At 64.0% G+C, this 17134-nt stretch carries 19 protein-coding genes and 1 other RNA gene; 14 read left to right on the top strand and 6 right to left on the bottom strand.

From position 1 onward, the window contains the following. Nucleotides 1–6: 6 nt before the first annotated feature. Nucleotides 7–1263: a Do family serine endopeptidase gene (locus LU493_RS07005; RefSeq protein ID WP_275287075.1), complete on the bottom strand. Its 1257-nt coding sequence runs from the start codon at nucleotides 1261–1263 to the stop codon at nucleotides 7–9. A 96-nt stretch (nucleotides 1264–1359) separates the two neighbouring features. Between LU493_RS07005 and LU493_RS07000 the strand changes: the two genes are divergently transcribed. After that, nucleotides 1360–2121, top strand: coding sequence for a Nif3-like dinuclear metal center hexameric protein (locus tag LU493_RS07000; protein WP_275287074.1), 762 nt, complete (start codon nucleotides 1360–1362; stop codon nucleotides 2119–2121). Nucleotides 2122–2221: 100 nt separating this feature from the next. Here LU493_RS07000 and LU493_RS06995 read toward each other — a convergent pair whose 3' ends face one another. Beyond that, complete coding sequence (locus tag LU493_RS06995) at nucleotides 2222–2650, bottom strand: YhcB family protein (RefSeq protein WP_275287073.1); 429 nt, start codon at nucleotides 2648–2650, stop codon at nucleotides 2222–2224. A 186-nt stretch (nucleotides 2651–2836) separates the two neighbouring features. Between LU493_RS06995 and zapE the strand changes: the two genes are divergently transcribed. From zapE to LU493_RS06955, 8 genes are all read left to right on the top strand, one after another. Continuing rightward, on the top strand, nucleotides 2837–4015 hold the full coding sequence (zapE, locus tag LU493_RS06990; RefSeq protein WP_428994534.1) for a cell division protein ZapE: 1179 nt from the start codon (nucleotides 2837–2839) through the stop codon (nucleotides 4013–4015). Nucleotides 4016–4354: 339 nt separating this feature from the next. Then, a complete protein-coding gene (rplM, locus tag LU493_RS06985) occupies nucleotides 4355–4783 on the top strand; it encodes a 50S ribosomal protein L13 (protein ID WP_275287071.1) in 429 nt (142 codons plus the stop codon). Between the two features lie 13 nt (nucleotides 4784–4796). Then, nucleotides 4797–5186 (top strand): 30S ribosomal protein S9, encoded by a 390-nt coding sequence (gene rpsI / locus LU493_RS06980; RefSeq protein ID WP_275287070.1) that lies wholly within the window; start codon nucleotides 4797–4799, stop codon nucleotides 5184–5186. 303 nt (nucleotides 5187–5489) lie between these two features. Further along, on the top strand, nucleotides 5490–6095 hold the full coding sequence (gene petA, locus LU493_RS06975; protein ID WP_275287069.1) for a ubiquinol-cytochrome c reductase iron-sulfur subunit: 606 nt from the start codon (nucleotides 5490–5492) through the stop codon (nucleotides 6093–6095). Beyond that, nucleotides 6095–7354, top strand: a complete 1260-nt coding sequence (locus tag LU493_RS06970; protein WP_275287068.1) for a cytochrome b — start codon at nucleotides 6095–6097, stop codon at nucleotides 7352–7354. The genes petA and LU493_RS06970 overlap by 1 nt, the downstream gene beginning before the upstream one ends. Beyond that, complete coding sequence (locus tag LU493_RS06965) at nucleotides 7354–8091, top strand: cytochrome c1 (protein WP_275287067.1); 738 nt, start codon at nucleotides 7354–7356, stop codon at nucleotides 8089–8091. Before LU493_RS06970 ends, LU493_RS06965 begins: the two co-directional genes overlap by 1 nt. A gap of 94 nt (nucleotides 8092–8185) precedes the next feature. Further along, on the top strand, nucleotides 8186–8812 hold the full coding sequence (gene sspA / locus LU493_RS06960) for a stringent starvation protein SspA (RefSeq protein ID WP_275287066.1): 627 nt from the start codon (nucleotides 8186–8188) through the stop codon (nucleotides 8810–8812). 43 nt (nucleotides 8813–8855) lie between these two features. Further along, entirely contained in the window at nucleotides 8856–9338 is a 483-nt protein-coding gene (locus tag LU493_RS06955; protein WP_275287065.1) for a ClpXP protease specificity-enhancing factor, read from the top strand. Nucleotides 9339–9440: 102 nt separating this feature from the next. On the opposite strand, the gene LU493_RS06950 is transcribed toward LU493_RS06955, so the two are convergent. From LU493_RS06950 to LU493_RS06935, 4 genes are read right to left on the bottom strand one after another with little or no spacing between them, the layout of a single operon-like run. Beyond that, the gene (locus tag LU493_RS06950; RefSeq protein WP_275287064.1) at nucleotides 9441–10007 is read right to left on the bottom strand and encodes a BON domain-containing protein; all 567 of its coding nucleotides are present in this window, start codon (nucleotides 10005–10007) and stop codon (nucleotides 9441–9443) included. A 4-nt stretch (nucleotides 10008–10011) separates the two neighbouring features. Continuing rightward, entirely contained in the window at nucleotides 10012–10605 is a 594-nt protein-coding gene (locus LU493_RS06945; RefSeq protein ID WP_149322881.1) for a phosphoheptose isomerase, read from the bottom strand. A 21-nt stretch (nucleotides 10606–10626) separates the two neighbouring features. Further along, nucleotides 10627–10992 carry a YraN family protein gene (locus tag LU493_RS06940; RefSeq protein ID WP_275287063.1) on the bottom strand — a complete coding sequence of 122 codons (366 nt, stop codon included), beginning with the start codon at nucleotides 10990–10992 and terminating at the stop codon, nucleotides 10627–10629. Continuing rightward, nucleotides 10979–12736: a penicillin-binding protein activator gene (locus LU493_RS06935; RefSeq protein WP_275287062.1), complete on the bottom strand. Its 1758-nt coding sequence runs from the start codon at nucleotides 12734–12736 to the stop codon at nucleotides 10979–10981. Before LU493_RS06935 ends, LU493_RS06940 begins: the two co-directional genes overlap by 14 nt. Nucleotides 12737–12784: 48 nt before the next feature. On the opposite strand from LU493_RS06935, the gene rsmI reads away from it, so the two are divergent. From rsmI to LU493_RS06910, 5 genes are all read left to right on the top strand, one after another. Beyond that, a complete protein-coding gene (gene rsmI / locus LU493_RS06930; RefSeq protein WP_275287061.1) occupies nucleotides 12785–13642 on the top strand; it encodes a 16S rRNA (cytidine(1402)-2'-O)-methyltransferase in 858 nt (285 codons plus the stop codon). Nucleotides 13643–13675: 33 nt separating this feature from the next. Further along, nucleotides 13676–14037, top strand: an RNA gene (gene rnpB, locus LU493_RS06925) — RNase P RNA component class A. Between the two features lie 63 nt (nucleotides 14038–14100). Continuing rightward, nucleotides 14101–15057, top strand: coding sequence for a 16S rRNA (cytosine(1402)-N(4))-methyltransferase RsmH (gene rsmH / locus LU493_RS06920; protein WP_275287060.1), 957 nt, complete (start codon nucleotides 14101–14103; stop codon nucleotides 15055–15057). A gap of 10 nt (nucleotides 15058–15067) precedes the next feature. Further along, entirely contained in the window at nucleotides 15068–15406 is a 339-nt protein-coding gene (ftsL, locus tag LU493_RS06915; RefSeq protein ID WP_275287059.1) for a cell division protein FtsL, read from the top strand. After that, on the top strand, nucleotides 15403–17124 hold the full coding sequence (locus LU493_RS06910) for a peptidoglycan D,D-transpeptidase FtsI family protein (protein ID WP_275287058.1): 1722 nt from the start codon (nucleotides 15403–15405) through the stop codon (nucleotides 17122–17124). The genes ftsL and LU493_RS06910 overlap by 4 nt, the downstream gene beginning before the upstream one ends. The last annotated feature ends 10 nt before the right edge of the window (nucleotides 17125–17134 follow it).

Below are 17134 nucleotides of genomic sequence, written 5' to 3'. Positions count from 1 at the left end.
CGTCTGTCATTGGTCGTCTGGTGACCGAGAGCTGGGGGAATCCTGAGGCTCGGAGGGAAAAGGGCGGCTCGGTGTGGGTCGCTCGGCGACTTCGAGGGTAACCTGCCGGGTCTCGCCGCCGCGCACGATCGTCACTGGCAGTTCGGTACCCGGTGCCACAGCGGCGATGTCGCTCATGGTCTGGCGTGGATCGAGAATCGGCTCGCCATCGACCTCGAGCAGCACGTCGCCGGGCTGCAGTCCGGCCTGGGCCGCCGGGCCGTTCGGTACGACACCGGCGATGACCACGCCGCTGGGGGCCTCGAGACCGAAGGAAGCCGCCAGCTCGGCGTCGAGTTCCTGAGCTTCGATACCCAGCCAGCCGCGTACCACGCGCCCCTTGGTGACCAGTTCCTCGAGAATGTTGCGCGCCAGGTTGGCGGGGATGGCGAAGCCGATGCCCTGGGAGCCGCCCGAGCGCGAGAAAATGGCGGTGTTGATGCCGACCAGAGCGCCTTCCGGGTTGATCAGGGCGCCCCCGGAATTGCCGGGATTGATGGCCGCGTCGGTCTGGATGAAGTCTTCGTAGGCGCTGAGTCCCAGATGGCTGCGACCGGTTGCACTGATGATGCCCATGGTGACGGTCTGTCCGACCCCGAACGGGTTGCCGATCGCCAGTGACACGTCGCCCACGGCGACGTCCTGGGAGTCGGTGAGCTCGATCACCGGTGGGTCTTCGAGGTCGATACGCAGTACCGCCAGGTCACTTTCGGGGTCGGTACCCACGACGTCGGCCAGGGTCTCGCGACCGTCGCGCAGGGCCACCTGGATCTGGTCGGCGCCGTTGATCACGTGGTGATTGGTGAGTACATACCCCGCTTCACTGACGATGACGCCGGAGCCCAGGCTCGAGAGCATGCGTTGGCGGCTGGGGGCATCGTCGCCGAAGAATTGGCGGAAGAAGGGGTCCGACATCAAGGGGTGGGAATCGCGTTCGACCACCCGCGACGAGTAGATGTTGACCACCGCGGGAGCGGCTCGCTCGACCGCCTCGGCATAGCTCACCGGCCCTGTGTCGCGGGACATCGGAGCCGCCTGGCGAATCTCCGGGGCCGGGCGATCGGCGCTGGCCGTGGTGTTTTCATCCTGACGAGTCTGGAGGACCGTGCCGGACCCGTCATCGCTATCCTGGCGCCCCAGTAGTTGCGGAAAGGCATTGAGCAGTACGATGGCCGCCAGCACACCGATCAGGGCAGGCCAGAGATAGGGGAGGGCGCGTCGCATGCGGCGAGGTTCCTTCTGCGTGGTCGCGGGGGGAATGAGCGGTGGTTACAATGTGCCGATTGTAACATTTCATCCCGTACCACGCCCGGAGGGTTCATGACGACATGCGATGAGCTGGTGGCGGCCTGCGATCAGCAACTGGCCCCCGCACGTTTCAAGGATTATACCGTCAACGGCCTGCAGGTGAGCGGCCGGGAGCGGGTCTGCCGAGTCATGAGCGGGGTCACGGCCTGCCAGGCATTGCTCGACGAGGCGGTCGCCTGGGAGGCCGATCTGGTGCTGGTGCATCATGGCTATTTCTGGAAGAACGAGCCGGTCAATATCGTCGGCATGAAGCGGCGACGCCTGGCCACCCTGATGCGTCACGATATCAACCTGCTTGCCTATCACCTGCCCCTGGACGCCCATGCCACCCTGGGCAACAACGCGGCCCTGGCCGAGCGCCTGGGCTTTGGTGTCGCGGGATGCGTCGACGGGGCGCTTGGCGAAGGGTTGATATGGCATGGTACGCCGTCCGAGCCGATGACACCGCGTCATCTGGCCGAGCATGTCGGCGAGCGTCTGGCGCGTTCCCCGCTGCTGGTCGAGTCAGCGGAGGGCGGTGAGGTGCGCCGCGTTGCCTGGTGCACCGGTGGGGCCCAGGACATGATCGTCCAGGCCGCCGAGGCCGGTGCCGACGCCTTCATTTCCGGTGAAATCTCCGAGCGGACCACCCATCTGGCGCGCGAGATGGGCATTCACTATCTGGCGGCGGGGCACCATGCCACCGAGCGTTACGGCGTCCAGGCACTCGGCGAGTGGCTGGTCGAGCGCTTCGGCGTCGATCATCGTTTCGTGGATATCGATAATCCGGCCTGATGCGATATGAGGGGCTGCCCAGGAGGCCGGCGAGCGCAGGTGGTTTTCAGAGGACGCCTGGCGCTCGCCCCGGCCCGGACGGGGCGAGCTCGTCGTCATGTCAGTAGCGTGGCGGCTGGGCGGGAGCCTCGTCACCGGCCTTCAGGCCGAAGTCCTCGGAGAGGGTGCCACGGTTGCCATCGGCATAGTCGCGGGGGGCGTTGACGTCGCCATGCGTCTCGTCGGCCTGGCCGAAGTCGGGCTGGCGTGGCTGTGGTGAGTCGAGCTGGGCAGCGCTGTCCTGCATTTCTCGTTGCAGGCTCTGCCCATTGGCGAGGAGGGCATCGAGCAATCCGTTCGCGCGGTCGAAATGTTCGCCCAGTCCTGTACGCAGCTCGCTGAGCTCTCGATCGCGCTCGGCGAGTCGCTGTCGCAGTTTCTGTGCACTTCTGGCGCCGCCATTGAGCAGGTGATAGCCCAGGGCGCCAATGCCTACGCCGGCCAGCACGCAAGCGATGGCCAGCACCCAATTGATATTGCCTTGTTCCACTTCCTTCTCCCTGAGCTGTCGTACGGCCTGACGGCGGCTTCTCGCGGTGAAGCCGCACGGCGCTCCATTATAGAGCCTGGGCCAGCGCCGGGGTCAACGACCCTCGGCGACGGTGCCAAGCTCGTCCACGACGCGTATAATGCCGATCTTTCGATGTCATGCCAGGGTGGATCGCCAGGAATGCCCATGAGCGATAGCGACAGAACGCTTGAAGCGCCGCGAGCGGGTTCGCCGCTGGCGCGCTATCGCGCCGATCTCGAGCGCGATGACTTTCAGTACGACCCGGCCCAGGAGCAGGCCGTCGAGCATCTGCAACGCCTCTTCGATGAACTGCTGACGACGCCTCGTGCCCGCTCCAGCGCCCCGGCGTCCGCTGCCAAGGGCCTGAAGGCGCGCATGTCGGGCTGGTTCGGCAAGCGCGATATGCCGGAAGAGCCCGACATGCCGACGATCTCCGGTCTCTACTTCTGGGGCGGCGTGGGGCGCGGCAAGACCTATCTGGTGGATGCCTTCTTCGAATCCCTGCCCTTTCCCGAGAAGATTCGCACCCATTTCCACCGCTTCATGCAGCGAGTGCACAATGAGCTCGAGCATTACAAGGGGCAGCGCAATCCCTTGACGCTGGTGGCCGACAAGTTCGCCGACGAGGCACGGGTCATCTGCTTCGACGAGTTCTTCGTCAAGGACATCACCGACGCCATGATCCTGGCCAACCTGCTCGAGGCCTTGTTCGCCCGGGATGTGGTGCTGGTGGCAACGTCCAATATCGTGCCTGCCGACCTCTACAAGGACGGCCTGCAGCGTGCCCGTTTCCTGCCGGCGATCGACCTGCTGGAGCGCCACTGCGAGGTCGTCAATGTGGATTCGGGCGTCGATTATCGGCTACGTGCCCTGGAGCAGGCTGAGATATTCCACTCGCCGCTGGACGAGCAGGCCGAGACCGAACTGGAACGTAGCTTCCGGTCGCTGGTCGGTGGCGAGGGCGAGCAGGATGTCGCCGTCGAGGTCAATCATCGAATGCTGCAGACGCGCCGGCTGCACGAGGACGTGGTGTGGTTCGAGTTCGCCGAGCTGTGCGATGGCCCGCGCAGTCAGAACGATTACATCGAGCTGGCGCGCGAGTACCACAGCGTGCTGGTGTCCAACGTCACCTGCATGGATGGCGCCACCGATGACCTGGCGCGGCGCTTCATCAACATGGTCGATGAGTTCTATGACCGTGGCGTCAAGCTGCTGATGTCCGCCGAGGCGCCGGCGGAGCAGTTGTATGGCAACGGCAAGCTGGAATTCGAGTTTCAGCGTACCTTGTCGCGGCTCCAGGAAATGCAGTCCCACGATTACCTGGCACTGCCGCACAAGCCCTGACCCGGCCCGGCGGAGCCGGGCCGGGAGCTTGAAGCGGGAAGTGAAAACCTTGACCCCAGGCCGTAGGGGGCATGCTGCCTTCCAGCTTCCAGCTTCCAGCTTCCAGCTTCCAGCTTCCAGCTTCCAGCTTCCAGCTCCCGGCTTCCGGCTTCCGGCTTCCGGCTTCCGGCTTCCGGCTTCCGCATCGGCGTTGCCATGCCGGTGGCGTGTCGTGTAGAATGCGCGCTCGCTCGAAAGTTGTCGTTCGGCTCGATGGGGCAGGCGACAACCAAGAAAAATAGGGATGGTCCTCCACCGGCGTGCCGGTAGGGCCCAACGCATCAATTTGGTGATTCACCCATGAAGACGTTCACTGCCAAACCGCAGTCCGTCGAACGCGACTGGTACGTCGTCGACGCCGCGGACAAGACGCTTGGTCGCCTGGCCACTGAAATTGCTCGCCGTCTGCGCGGCAAGCACAAGCCGGAATACACCCCGCATGTCGATACCGGCGATTACATCGTCGTGATCAATGCCGAGAAGGTGAAGGTCACCGGCAACAAGACCACTGCCAAGAACTACTATCGCCACACCGGCTACCCGGGTGGTCTGCGTTCCATGAATTTCGAGCAGATGATCGATTACGCTCCGGAGCGGGTCATCGAGTTCGCGGTCAAGGGCATGCTCCCGAAAGGTCCGCTGGGTCGTGCCATGCACGCCAAGCTCAAGGTTTATGCCGGCACCGAGCACCCCCACGCCGCCCAGCAGCCGCAAGAACTGAACATCTGAGGGAGTCTTCGCCATGACACAGCAGTATTACGGCACCGGTCGCCGCAAGACCTCTACCGCCCGCGTGTTCCTGAAAGCAGGTACCGGCAAGATCACCGTCAACAATCGTGAACTGAACGATTACTTCGGTCGTGTTACCGGTCACATGGTCGTGCGTCAGCCCCTCGAGCTGACCGAGACCCTCGATCAGTTCGACGTCTACGTCACTGTCAAGGGCGGCGGTGGTTCGGCTCAGGCCGGCGCTATCCGCCACGGCATTACCCGTGCCCTGATGGAGTACAACGAGGACTTCCGCCGGCCGCTGCGCGACGCGGGTTACGTGACGCGTGACGCCCGCGAAGTCGAGCGCAAGAAGATCGGTCTGCGCAAGGCGCGTCGTCGCCCGCAGTTCTCCAAGCGTTAAGTTTCAACGCTCGCCGATATCGACGCCCGGGTCATGCGACCCGGGCGTTTTTTTATGGGCCTTTGGTCGCGTGGAAAGCATTATCGTGTGAGGTAGCCGTTTTTCTTGCTATGTTAGCTATCTGCGAGATCCGTTATCGCGTGGCGTCCAGGCGCGACGAATGACAACAACAAGGAGACGCTGATCCTTTCGGCGTACGGCATCGCTCGAGGCGCATGATATTCAGTGCGCAAGCCTTTGACCCAGCCGTGTCGTCGCTCGTCAGTGTTCTCGGGACGGACAAGCCGACGGAGAAACCAGTACATGGCAGACGATGGCGTGAACAAGGGACGACGCCGTTTCCTGGTGGCTGCGACGACTGTCATCGGGGCGGCAGGGGCAGTCGGTGTGGCGGTTCCCTTCTTGTCTTCCTGGCAGCCCAGTGCCAGGGCGAGGGCAGCGGGGGCGCCGGTCAAGGCGGATATTTCCAAGCTCGAACCCGGCCAGCGGATGGTGGTCGAGTGGCGTGGCCGACCGGTCTGGATTCTCGATCGTTCCTCGGAAATGATTCAGCGCACCGAGGCGCTGGGCGAGGATCGCCTGGCCGATCCCGATTCCAGCGAGCCGCAGCAGCCCGAGTATGTTCAGGGGCCGTTACGCTCCCTTCGGCCCGAGATCGGCGTTTTCGTCGGTATCTGCACCCATCTGGGGTGCTCGCCGCTGTTCAGACCGGAACCCAATGCCGAAGGCGTCGGGGTCGATGACTGGCCCGGCGGTTTCTTCTGCCCGTGTCACGGTTCGCGCTTTGACCTGGCAGGCCGGGTGTTTCGCAACGTACCCGCTCCACTCAACCTCGAGGTCCCCCCCTATCACTTCGAGAGCGACGCGGTAATCGTTGTCGGTATCGGTGAAGACGAGGAGGCTGCCTGATGGGAAATCCCGACAAGCCCAAGGCGCAGCGTGGCGTGATGCGTTGGGTCGACGAGCGCTTCCCGGCCACGCAGTTGTGGCAGGACCACCTGTCCCGTTATTACGCGCCCAGGAACTTCAATTTCTGGTACTTCTTCGGATCACTGGCGCTGCTGGTGCTCGTCAACCAGATCCTCACCGGGATCTGGTTGACCATGAGCTTTACGCCGACGGCGGAGGAGGCCTTCGCTTCCGTCGAGTACATCATGCGTGACGTGGAGTGGGGGTGGTTGATTCGTTACCTGCATACCACCGGTGCATCGGCGTTCTTCGTGGTGATCTATCTGCACATGTTTCGCGGCCTGCTGTATGGCTCCTACAAGGCGCCCAGGGAGCTGGTCTGGGTCTTCGGCATGGCCATCTACCTGGCGCTCATGGCCGAGGCTTTCATGGGTTACCTGTTGCCCTGGGGGCAGATGTCCTACTGGGGGGCTCAGGTGATCACTTCGCTGTTCTCGGCTATCCCGGCTATTGGCCCGGGGCTGGCCGAGTGGATTCGCGGCGACTATCTGGTCACGGGCATCACCCTGAATCGCTTCTTCGCCCTGCATGTCGTGGCCTTGCCGATCGTGATACTGGCGCTGGTGGTGCTGCATATCGTGGCGTTGCACGAGGTCGGTTCCAACAATCCCGATGGCATCGAGATCAAGGACAAGACCGACAGCAATGGCAAGCCTCTGGATGGTATCCCTTTCCATCCCTATTACACGGTCAAGGACCTGGTCGGCGTGGCCGTGTTCCTGTTCGTGTTCTGCGTGGTGGTCTTCTACTTCCCCGAAGGGGGCGGTTATTTCATCGAGAAGCCCAATTTCGAGCCGGCCGATCCCTTGCAGACCCCGGATCATATCGCGCCGGTGTGGTACTTCACGCCCTTCTACGCAATCCTGCGTGGCGTCACCTTCTCGGTGTTCGGGCTGGAGGCCAAGTTTCTCGGTGTCGTCTGCATGGGATTGGCGATCGGCCTGTTGTTCGTGCTGCCCTGGCTGGATCGCAGCCCGGTGCGTTCCATGCGCTACAAGGGGTGGATCTCCCGGGGGATGCTGGGGCTGTTCGTGGTCTGTTTCACCGTGCTCGGTGTGCTCGGCGTGCTGCCGTCCACGGAAACGCGCACGACCATCGCCCAGATATGCACCCTGGGGTACTTCGCCTACTTCCTGCTGATGCCGTTCTACACTCGTCTGGAAAAGACCAGGCCCGTGCCGGAAAGGGTGACCGACTGATGAGAAAATCACTGTTTGCACTGTGCCTCGCCTTGCTGCCGGTGACCGGTCTTGCCGCCGGTGGCGGTGACGCCCAACTACGTGACATGACGCCGGACCTGCATGACAAGGCCTCGCTGCAGAATGGCATGCAGCTTTTCGTCAACTACTGCATGGGGTGTCATTCTCTGGAGCATCAACGCTTCGCGCGGGCTGCCGACGACCTGGAGATCCCCCGAGAGTTGGTCGAGGAGAACCTGATCTTTGCCGATGCTCAGGCCTTCAATGACCAGATGGGCAACGCCATGGAGCCTGAGCAGGGGGAGGCCTGGTTCGGTGCCGCACCGCCGGATCTGACGCTCGTGACCCGGTTGCGGGGAACCGACTGGGTCTACTCTTATCTGCTCGGGTTCTATCGTGATCCGCAGCGGCCAACCGGCGTGAACAATACCGTTTTTCCGCTGGTGGCCATGCCCAATGTGCTGGAACCGCTTCAGGGGGTGCAGCAGCAGGTGTGTGGTGATGGGGGGCATGAAGAAGGCGGTGCCGGCTGCCACCTCGAACTCGTGCAGGAAGGGATCATGTCGCCCGATGAATTCGAACGCGCCATGTTCGATCTGACCAACTTCCTGGCCTATGTCGGCGAGCCATCCCGGCTGCAGGCCCAGGCCTTGGCCCCCAAGGTCCTGATCTTCCTCTTCGTCTTCGCCGTCGTGGCCTATCTGCTCAAGCGCGAGTACTGGCGCGACGTCCACTGAGTCGTCCCGATTCGTCGATGAGACATTTCACGGCGCCCCCGTCCGGGGTGCGTCGTGTTATCATTCCGGCACGAACTGATGCGAGGATTGTTTCATGGGTGTAGTGACCAAGCGGTCATCGATGATCTTCTATTCCGGGGGCGATGACCATTACAGTCATCGCGTGCGTATCGTGCTCGCCGAGAAGGGTGTGGCCGTTGATATCGTCGAGGTAACCGAGGATAACCATCCCGAGGAACTTGCCGATCTCAATCCGTACAATAGTGTCCCCACACTGCTCGACCGCGATCTGGTGCTCTACGAGTCCAAGGTGATGATGGAGTATCTGGACGAACGTTTCCCGCATCCGCCGTTATTGCCGGTCTATCCGGTGGCCCGTGCCCAGAGCCGGTTGTGGATGCACCGCATCGAGCGCGAGTGGTGCCCGCTGGTCGAACAGGTTCGGAACGGCTCGAAGAAGGAAGCCGACAAGGCGCGCAAGGAACTGCGCGAAAGCCTGGTCGGGATCTCGCCGATCTTCGAAGACATGCCGTTCTTCATGAGCGAGGAATTTACCCTCGTCGATTGTTGCCTGGCACCGATCCTGTGGCGCCTGCCGTCGCTGGGCATCGAATTGCCCGAAAAGCAGGTTCAGCCGTTGATGGGATACATGGAGCGCGTCTTCGATCGCGAAGGCTTCAAGGCGGCGTTGAGCGAAGCCGAGCGCGAGATGCGTTCCTGAATTTTCTTTCCCGTTCGAGGTACCGACCCAGGAGGGCCGAACGATGCATTCAAGCCGTCCCTATATTGCCCGGGCCCTGTATCAGTGGTTGCTGGACAACGAGTTGACGCCCTATATCGTGGTCGATGCCGAGCAGGAGGGCGTCGAGGTTCCCAGGCAATTCGTCCAGAATGGCCAGATCGTGCTCAACATGGGAGTGTCCGCGATTCGCGACCTGTCCATGGAGAATGAGGCGATTGCCTTCTCGGCGCGTTTCGGTGGCAAGCCGACGCAGCTCATGGTGCCCATGGAGGCACTGATCGCCATCTATGCTCGCGAGAACGGCGTCGGCATGGTCTTCGGTCACGAGCCCGAGATGCCCGATGTCGGCCATGATGAGGATGAGTCCGAGACCGTGCAGGATGAGAAGACGGGGCCGACGTTGGCCAGTGTCGACGAGCCTGAAGACAACGAGGCATCGACGTCGGATCAGCGGGAAGGCGAGGCCCCCAGGAAAGGGCGTCCGTCCCTGCGGGTCATCAAGTAGGTCGCAGATCGCCGCTCCCGGCGGCGGTCGAGCGAAGAAGTGCGAACGGCAGGCCTGAGGGCCTGCCGTTCGCGTATGCGACAAGGTCGCGGGAGGATCAGATCAGTCGAGGTAATCGAAGGCCTTGATGATGCGTTGCATGCCGCCGGTATTCGAGGCCACCGACACGATGCGTTCCGCCTCGGCGCGGCTGACGATTCCCATCAGGTAAACGGTGGCGTTTTCGGTGACGACGAGTAACCGACTGGCGTCGATGGCCTCGTTGGTGGCCAGGGCCGTGCGCACCTTGGTGGTGATCCAGGTATCGGCGAGTCGCTGGCTGGAAGGCAGGTTGGCGGCAATGGTGAGCTCATCGTGAACCTTGCGGACATTGCGCACCTGTTCGGCGACGTTCACGGCCATGTCCTTGAGTTCCTGGCTGGGAACCTGGCCGGTAAGCAGGACCACGCCGTTGAAAGCGTCGACATTGATACGGGCGTCGTCGAGCCGGGCATCGGTGGCACCGAGGTTGCGGGAGATCTTGTCCTCGATGTTCGAGTCTTCGACCTTGGTACCTTCGGTACGCTGGCCGTAGTGCTCGTTGACGGGACCCGAGGTCATGGTGGAACAGCCAGACAGAACGAGCAGGCAGATGAGCGTCAGGGCAGTACACAGAGACTTGTAGGACATGGGATCACTCGCTTGCGCCGAAGAGTTGTTCATCGATCAGGTCGCACAGGCAGTGGATCACCAGCAGGTGAACCTCCTGGATGCGCGCGGTGGATGTGGCCGGGACACGTATCTCGCAGTCGTCCTGGCCCAGCAAGGAGGCCATGTTGCCACCATCGCGACCGGTCAGGGCGACGACCGTCATTTCGCGGTCGTGGGCGGCCTGAATGGCCTGGATGACATTCCCTGAGTTGCCGCTGGTGGAGATGGCCAGCAGCACATCGCCGGGCTGCCCCAGGGCACGTATCTGCTTGGAATAGACGTCATTGTAGCTGTAATCGTTGGCGATGGACGTCAGGGTCGAGGTGTCGGTGGTCAGGGCCAGGGCGGGCAGGCTGGGGCGCTCCCGCTCGAAGCGGTTGAGCAGCTCCGAGGAGAAATGCTGGCTGTCGCCGGCACTGCCGCCGTTGCCGCAGGCCAGTATCTTCCCTTCGTTGACCAGAGCCTGAACCATCATCTGGCTGGCCACCTCGATGAAAGGTGGCAACACCTCGCTGGCGTAGGTCTTGGTGTCGATGCTGGCGTTGAAGTGTCCGAGAATGCGGGTCTGGAAATCCATCTTGGCTTCCTGGTCCTTGGGTCAGAACGCTTCGAAGGCCCCCGCCACCCATTCGAACTCGAGCTCGGGGGGTGTGCCGGTCACGGCCAGCACATCGAAGCGGCAAGCACATGATAGCCGGTTGCGCTGGAGATAAAAACGCGCCGCCTTGATCAGGCGGCGACGTTTGGTGGCGGTGATCGTTTCCAGCGGGTGGCCATGGCTGGTGCCGGTGCGGTGTCGGACTTCCACGAACACCAGGGTGTCGCCATCGCGCATGACCAGATCGAGCTCGCCGCCCTTGGCGTGCTGGTTGGTGGCCTCGAGGACGAGTCCTCGGGCCGCCAGCCAGTCGGCGGCGAGACGTTCGACATGGGCGCCTCGGGCGCGGGCATCAGGGCAGGGCATTGCCGAGACGTCCCGAAGCGATTACCGGCTGGGGCACACCGTCGCTGAAGCGTGCCCAGGGCAGTTGGCGCTGAATGCGACCATCTTCGGCTACCCTCAGGGTGCCGGTGGCGCCGAACAGTTCGCTGCCGGGGATGGCCTGGAACTGGGGCAGGCGTCGTGTCAGTTCGTAGGCATCCACGCCCATGGCCATCAGTCGGAACAGCGAGGGGTCGGACTCCTCGCGGAGCTGATGATAGCTGTCGAGGAAGGGCAGGGCCTCTTCGCCTCCCACGGCGGCGTCCGGAATCTGCCAGGGGATGTCGACGAAGCGGACACCGTCGAGGTCCTTGTCCCGGCGCGGCTGGGGGCTCCCCTCGTAGAGATGGGACGTCGCGTAGACCGGCAGCTCCGAGGCGGAATAATAGTCGAGGGTGGGCGGCACCTGGCGAGCATAGTCCGGCAGTGCCAGCAGGAAGAGCATGTCCGGCCGGGGGGAACTGACGGCCTGTCGGGTGCTTTCGGTGGCCGGCTGTCCGGGGTTGTAGCGCTCGGTGCGGGTGATCTCGCCACCATTGGCCAGCCAGGTGTCCCGGAAGGCCTCGCCGACCCGGCGTCCCCAGTCGTTGCCGGGCACCATCACGGCGGCGGTGCGCAAGCCGTCCAGGCGTCCCCGGCGGGCCACTTGCCGGGCCTCGTTCTCGGCGGAAAGCCCGTACTGGAAAAGGCCTTCGGCCTGGTTGTGCTCGGCCGTGCCGTAGTTGAGTGCCAGGGTGGGCAGGGGGACCTGATCGCGCTGTTCGAGACGACTGACCAGATCCTTGTCGAGCGGTCCGATCACGGCCTGCGCGCCCTGGTTGCGCGCTTCACGGTAGAGTGCGTCGAGATTGCCCTCGGTGGAATCGATAAAGCTCAGCTGGGTGCCGCTGGCGCCATCGTTGACGTCGTTGAGGTGATGGGCGCGCATGCCTTGCTCGATGGCGTTGGCCACGCCAGCGAGAGGCCCTTCGTCGGGTAGAAAGACCGCGATGTGACGGATCTCGTGACCGCGAAGGTCTCGCAGTGCCAGAACCTTGGACGGCAGGCGGCGGGAGGCCGGGTGCTCCGGGTGCTCGTCGCGCCAGTCGTCGAGTCGCTGGAACAAGCGCTCGATGTCGCCGCTGTTGTCGCGCACCAGGTCGGTCAGCGCCAGCCAGGCCTGGGTATCCGGCTCCTGGCTGCCTCGCAGCTGGTCCAGGGCGCCGGTGGGCAGGCGGGAAAGTTGTGCCCAGATCGCGTCGTTGAGGTCTTCACTGTCATTGATGGCCTGGAGGCGCAGCAGGGCCGCGGCGGCGGGCAGGGGCTTGTCGAGCTTGCCGAGGGCGCGGCCGAGTCGTTCAAGCAGCAGGCTGGCCTGTTCGCGGGGTGGGGTGTCGTCCTTGAGCAATTGGCCGGCTTGCACCACGGCACGCGGGTTGCCCTGGGACTCGCCCAGTTCTGAGAGCAACAGGGCCCAGCGACGGCGCTCCTCGACCGACAACTGCTCGTCGTCGAGGTTCGCGGCGATCTCCAGTGCCTGGGGGGCGCGTCCCTGGCGTGCTAGGATATCGGCGGCTTCCAGTCGGGAGCGAGCGGCGGCGGCCGGTGCTTGCTGGTTGGCTTCCTGCAGCAGTTGGTCCGGGTCACTCGCCGGTTGGCGTTGGGTCGTGCTCGGCTGCATGCTGCAGCCGGCCAGGAGTAGCGCTAGAAGCGCGGCGGCCAGGGGGCCGCGAGACGAAATCTTCATCGATTCTTCCTTGTCCCATTGTTCCGGAAAGCATCCCAGAGGGCCGAAATGTCAGACGCGATTGCAGGTTCATTGTACGTGGTCGCCACGCCGATTGGGAATCTGGAGGATCTGAGTCCGCGTGCCGCTCGGTTGCTGGGCGAGGTGGGGCTGGTGGCCGCCGAGGATACCCGGCATACGTCACGACTGTTGCGGCATCTGGGTATCGCGCCGGCCCTGGTGTCCTTGCATGAACATAACGAAGCCGGGCGGGTCGGGCATATCGATGCGCGCCTGGCCGCCGGCGAGGATGTTGCCCTGGTCAGTGATGCCGGCACGCCGCTGATCAGTGACCCGGGGTTCGTGCTGGTGCGTGAGTTGAGGGCCCGTGGGCGTCGCGTGGTCCCCGTGCCGGGACCCTGTGCGCTGGTGACAGCGCTCTCGGCAGCCGGTCTGGCCACCGACCGTTTCCTGTTCAACGGTTTCCTGCCGGCCAAGGGAGGGGCACGTCGCGCCCGCCTGGAGGCCCTGGTCGAGCGTGAGGAGAGCCTGGTGTTCTATGAGTCGCCGCACCGCATCAGGGCCACGCTTGCCGATCTCTCGGCGGTCTTCGGCGAGCGCCGGCTGGTCCTGGCGAGGGAGTTGACCAAGACCTTCGAAACCTTCCTCGATGGGAGCGCCGATGCGTTGATCGCCCGGCTGGAGGCGGATCCCGATCAGGCACGCGGGGAATTCGTGGTGATGGTGGAGGGCGCTGCGCCCCGGGAGGTCGGCGAAACCGCCATGGTCGAGGCCGACACCCTGCTGACGTCGTTGCTGGCCGAGGGGGTCGGCGTCAAGCAGGCGGCCGGTGCGGCCGCGCGCTTGCTGGGTGGCGCCAAGAAAACCTGGTATGCCCGGGCACAGCTGCTCAAGGACGGGGATTGAGGGGGTGTCGCGGCACTGGTATGCTTGCCCTCGGGAGTTGGCCAGACAGTCGCCGCCGATCCCCGTTTTCGGGATCGGGGGAGGAAAGTCCGGGCTCCACAGGGCGGAGTGCCAGGTAACGCCTGGGCGGCGCGAGCCGATGGAAAGTGCAGCAGAGAGTAGACCGCCTACGCCTCCTTCGGGGGGCCGGTAAGGGTGAAAGGGTGCGGTAAGAGCGCACCGCGCGCCTGGCAACAGTGCGTGGCACGGTAAACCCCACTCGGAGCAAGACCAAATAGGAACCCGATGGCGTGGCCCGCGCTGGGTTCGGGTAGGTTGCTTGAGAACGGCGGTGACGACGTTCCTAGACGAATGACTGTCCAAGACAGAACCCGGCTTATCGGCCGACTCCCCCCGAATTTACGATTGTCCATGAATGCCGTCGAGCACGGTCCCTCCCAGTCCGACACGAGAGCCGCATGTCGTCACCCGCTTCCGAAAAAACCCCTCGCGGATTTCGCCATGCCAGCGTGTTGCTCGATGGCGCGGTCGAGACCCTGATTCACGATCCGTCGGGCTGCTATCTGGATGGCACCTTCGGACGCGGCGGTCACTCTCGCGCCATTCTGGAACGCCTTTCGCCACAGGGGCGTCTTCTCGCCATCGATCGAGACCCTCAGGCTATTCAGGAAGCCTCCGCCATCGAGGATTCACGGTTCGCCATCGAGCGCGGGGATTTCGCGCGCCTCGGTGCCTTCGCCGAAGCGCGTGATCTGCATGGCAAGCTCGATGGTATCCTGCTGGATGTCGGCGTGTCCTCGCCGCAGCTCGATGATCCCGAGCGCGGCTTCAGCTTCCTGCGCGATGGTCCGCTGGACATGCGGATGGATCCGGAGCACGGCGAAAGTGCGGCGGCCTGGATCGCGCGTGCCGGCGAGGATGAGATTGCCCGGGTATTCAAGACCTACGGCGAGGAGCGTTTCGCGCGCCGCCTGGCGCGCGCCATCGTGGCGCGACGTGGTGAGCGAGCCTTCACGCGCACCGCGGACCTCGCCGAGGTGATCAAGGCCGCGCACCCCGCCTGGGAGAAGGGCAAGCATCCGGCGACGCGAGCCTTCCAGGCGTTGCGTATCCAGGTCAACGGCGAGCTCGAACAGCTCGATCTCGCGCTGGGCGCGGCGCTGGAAGCATTGGTGCCGGGTGGTCATCTGGTGGTGATCAGTTTCCATTCGTTGGAAGATCGCCGTGTCAAGCGCTTCATCCGCGACCACGTTCGCGGGGATACTCACTTGCCACGCGGGATCCCTCTGCGTGATGACCAGATCCAGCGTCGCCTGGAGGCGCTCGGCAAGGCACGCCGTCCCACCAGCGAAGAAATCGAGGACAACCCTCGTGCCCGCAGCGCCGTGATGCGCGCGGCGCGTAAACGCTATTGAAGGGAGTGACATGGCACAGGGACGCAATGCCTCCACGACCAGAACGTCGGGCTTCGGCTGGCCTGCCGCCCGGCCGCGCCCGACCTTCAAGCTGTTGCTCAACGGTGTGCTCCTGGCGCTGTGCCTGGTATCGGCGCTGGTGGTGATTGCCACCAGCCATGAGATTCGCGAGCGCTACGTGCGCCTCCAGCAGCTCGAGAGCGAGCAGCAGCAGTTGCAGACCGAATGGGGGCAACTGCTGCTGGAAGAGAGTGCCTGGTCCTCACCGTCGCGAATCGAACGACTGGCTTCGCAACGCCTGGAAATGCGTATGCCCGATGTCGACGAGGTGGAGGTGATCCGGCCATGAGCAGAGACGCGCCGAGTGGCGTCACGCCGCGTCGTCCTCCTCCCATGGCCCCGATGGGGCGGGCACGCTATATCGTGATCATGACACTGGTGCTCGTCGGGCTGGGATTGCTGGCGGGGCGCATCGTCGATCTCCATGTGTTCGATCATTCCTTTCTGCAGGGGCAGGGCGATGCGCGTACCCTGCGGGTCGACGAAATTCCCGCGCATCGCGGCATGATCACCGATCGCCATGGCGATCCGCTGGCCATTTCGACGCCCGTGGTGACCCTGTGGGCCAATCCCCAGGACCTGCCCGACGACGGCATCCAGCGCCTGCGGCTGGCCCGGGCACTCGATCTGGATCTCGACGCACTCGATGCGCGGCTCGAGCGCTATGCCGATCGTGAATTCATGTACCTGCGTCGCCGCATGACGCCGGCCGCCGCCCAGGCAGTGCTCGACCTCCATGTTCCCGGCGTGCATGCGCGCCGCGAGTACAAGCGCTATTACCCGGCCGGGGAGGTGACCGCCCAGCTGCTCGGCGTGACCAATATCGATGATCAAGGCCAGGAAGGCCTCGAACTGGCCTATCAGCCCTATCTCGCCGGAGTGCCTGGCAAGCGTCGAGTGCTCAAGGACCGTCGAGGTCGACTGGTGCGTGATCTGGAAGTGCTCCAGGAAGCCCAGCCCGGTGGCGATCTGACGCTGTCCATCGACCAGAGCCTGCAGTACATGGCCTACCGGGAACTCAAGGCGGCGGTCGACGAGAACGAGGCAGATGGCGGCACCCTGGTGATGCTCGATGCCGATACCGGCGAAGTGCTGGCCATGGCCAACCAGCCGTCCTACAATCCCAACAACCGCGCTGGTCTGGACCCGGCGGGGTTGCGCAACCAGGCCATCGTCGATGTCTTCGAGCCCGGTTCGGTGATGAAGCCGCTGGCCATGTCGGCATTGCTGGAAACCGGCAAGTTCCCGCCCGATACCGTCGTCGATACCTCGCCGGGCTGGATGCGTATCGACAATTACACCATCCGGGATGTCTCCAACAATGGCGAGCTTTCCCTGGCCGGCATCCTGCGCAAGTCGTCCAATATCGGCATGTCCAAGCTGACCCTGCAGCTCGACGAGCCTCTGGTACCCCAGCGTTATCGGGCGCTTGGTTTTGATCGTGCCCCGGGAACCGGCTTTCCCGGAGAAGCCAGCGGTAGTGTGCCGGCACCGGTGCGCTGGTCCAGCAGCCAATGGGCGGCGCTCTCTTACGGGTATGGCCTGTCGGTATCGGCGTTGCAACTGGCCAGCGCCTATACTGCCATTGCCAATCACGGGCGACGGTTGCCGCCATCCTTGCTGCGCCTGGCCGAGACGCCTCGAGGCGAGCCGGTCGTCGACCCCGAGATCGCCGATCGCGTGCTCGGCATGATGGATGAGGTCGTGGCGCCCGGGACCGGGGCGCGTCGTGGCATGGTCCCGGGCTACCGTGTGGCGGGCAAGACGGGTACGGTACGCAAGACCGGGGCCAGTGGCTATCAACAGAGCACCTATCGCGCCTTGTTCGTCGGCATCGCGCCGGTCTCAGATCCGCGTATCATCGCCGTGGTGATGATCGACCACCCGCGTGGCGACGCCTATTATGGCGGAGCCATCGCCGCGCCGGTCTTTTCTCGCGTGGCCGGCAGTGCCCTGCGCATGCTGGATGTTCCCCCCGATCGACCGAGCCGAGACGACGATGACTGATTTTTCCCAC

Origin of the sequence: Halomonas elongata, assembly GCF_029081005.1 — a bacterium.
Lineage (GTDB): Bacteria > Pseudomonadota > Gammaproteobacteria > Pseudomonadales > Halomonadaceae > Halomonas > Halomonas elongata_B.
Note: the sequence above shows the minus strand (reverse complement) of the source record. Positions and strands in the feature narration are given on the sequence as shown.

Excerpts from the sequence above, each read along its gene's own strand:
- LU493_RS06945 (WP_149322881.1), bottom strand. The coding sequence starts at position 10,605 with ATGGATTTCCAGACCCGCATTCTCGGACACTTCAACGCCAGCATCGAC.
- LU493_RS07005 (WP_275287075.1), bottom strand. The coding sequence starts at position 1,263 with ATGCGACGCGCCCTCCCCTATCTCTGGCCTGCCCTGATCGGTGTGCTG.
- LU493_RS06965 (WP_275287067.1), top strand. The coding sequence starts at position 7,354 with ATGAGAAAATCACTGTTTGCACTGTGCCTCGCCTTGCTGCCGGTGACC.
- LU493_RS06970 (WP_275287068.1), top strand. The coding sequence starts at position 6,095 with ATGGGAAATCCCGACAAGCCCAAGGCGCAGCGTGGCGTGATGCGTTGG.
- rplM (WP_275287071.1), top strand. The coding sequence starts at position 4,355 with ATGAAGACGTTCACTGCCAAACCGCAGTCCGTCGAACGCGACTGGTAC.
- rsmH (WP_275287060.1), top strand. The coding sequence starts at position 14,101 with ATGTCGTCACCCGCTTCCGAAAAAACCCCTCGCGGATTTCGCCATGCC.
- rsmI (WP_275287061.1), top strand. The coding sequence starts at position 12,785 with ATGTCAGACGCGATTGCAGGTTCATTGTACGTGGTCGCCACGCCGATT.
- LU493_RS07000 (WP_275287074.1), top strand. The coding sequence starts at position 1,360 with ATGACGACATGCGATGAGCTGGTGGCGGCCTGCGATCAGCAACTGGCC.
- LU493_RS06955 (WP_275287065.1), top strand. The coding sequence starts at position 8,856 with ATGCATTCAAGCCGTCCCTATATTGCCCGGGCCCTGTATCAGTGGTTG.
- LU493_RS06940 (WP_275287063.1), bottom strand. The coding sequence starts at position 10,992 with ATGCCCTGCCCTGATGCCCGCGCCCGAGGCGCCCATGTCGAACGTCTC.
- LU493_RS06935 (WP_275287062.1), bottom strand. The coding sequence starts at position 12,736 with ATGAAGATTTCGTCTCGCGGCCCCCTGGCCGCCGCGCTTCTAGCGCTA.
- LU493_RS06950 (WP_275287064.1), bottom strand. The coding sequence starts at position 10,007 with ATGTCCTACAAGTCTCTGTGTACTGCCCTGACGCTCATCTGCCTGCTC.
- sspA (WP_275287066.1), top strand. The coding sequence starts at position 8,186 with ATGGGTGTAGTGACCAAGCGGTCATCGATGATCTTCTATTCCGGGGGC.
- rpsI (WP_275287070.1), top strand. The coding sequence starts at position 4,797 with ATGACACAGCAGTATTACGGCACCGGTCGCCGCAAGACCTCTACCGCC.
- LU493_RS06910 (WP_275287058.1), top strand. The coding sequence starts at position 15,403 with ATGAGCAGAGACGCGCCGAGTGGCGTCACGCCGCGTCGTCCTCCTCCC.
- petA (WP_275287069.1), top strand. The coding sequence starts at position 5,490 with ATGGCAGACGATGGCGTGAACAAGGGACGACGCCGTTTCCTGGTGGCT.
- zapE (WP_428994534.1), top strand. The coding sequence starts at position 2,837 with ATGAGCGATAGCGACAGAACGCTTGAAGCGCCGCGAGCGGGTTCGCCG.
- ftsL (WP_275287059.1), top strand. The coding sequence starts at position 15,068 with ATGGCACAGGGACGCAATGCCTCCACGACCAGAACGTCGGGCTTCGGC.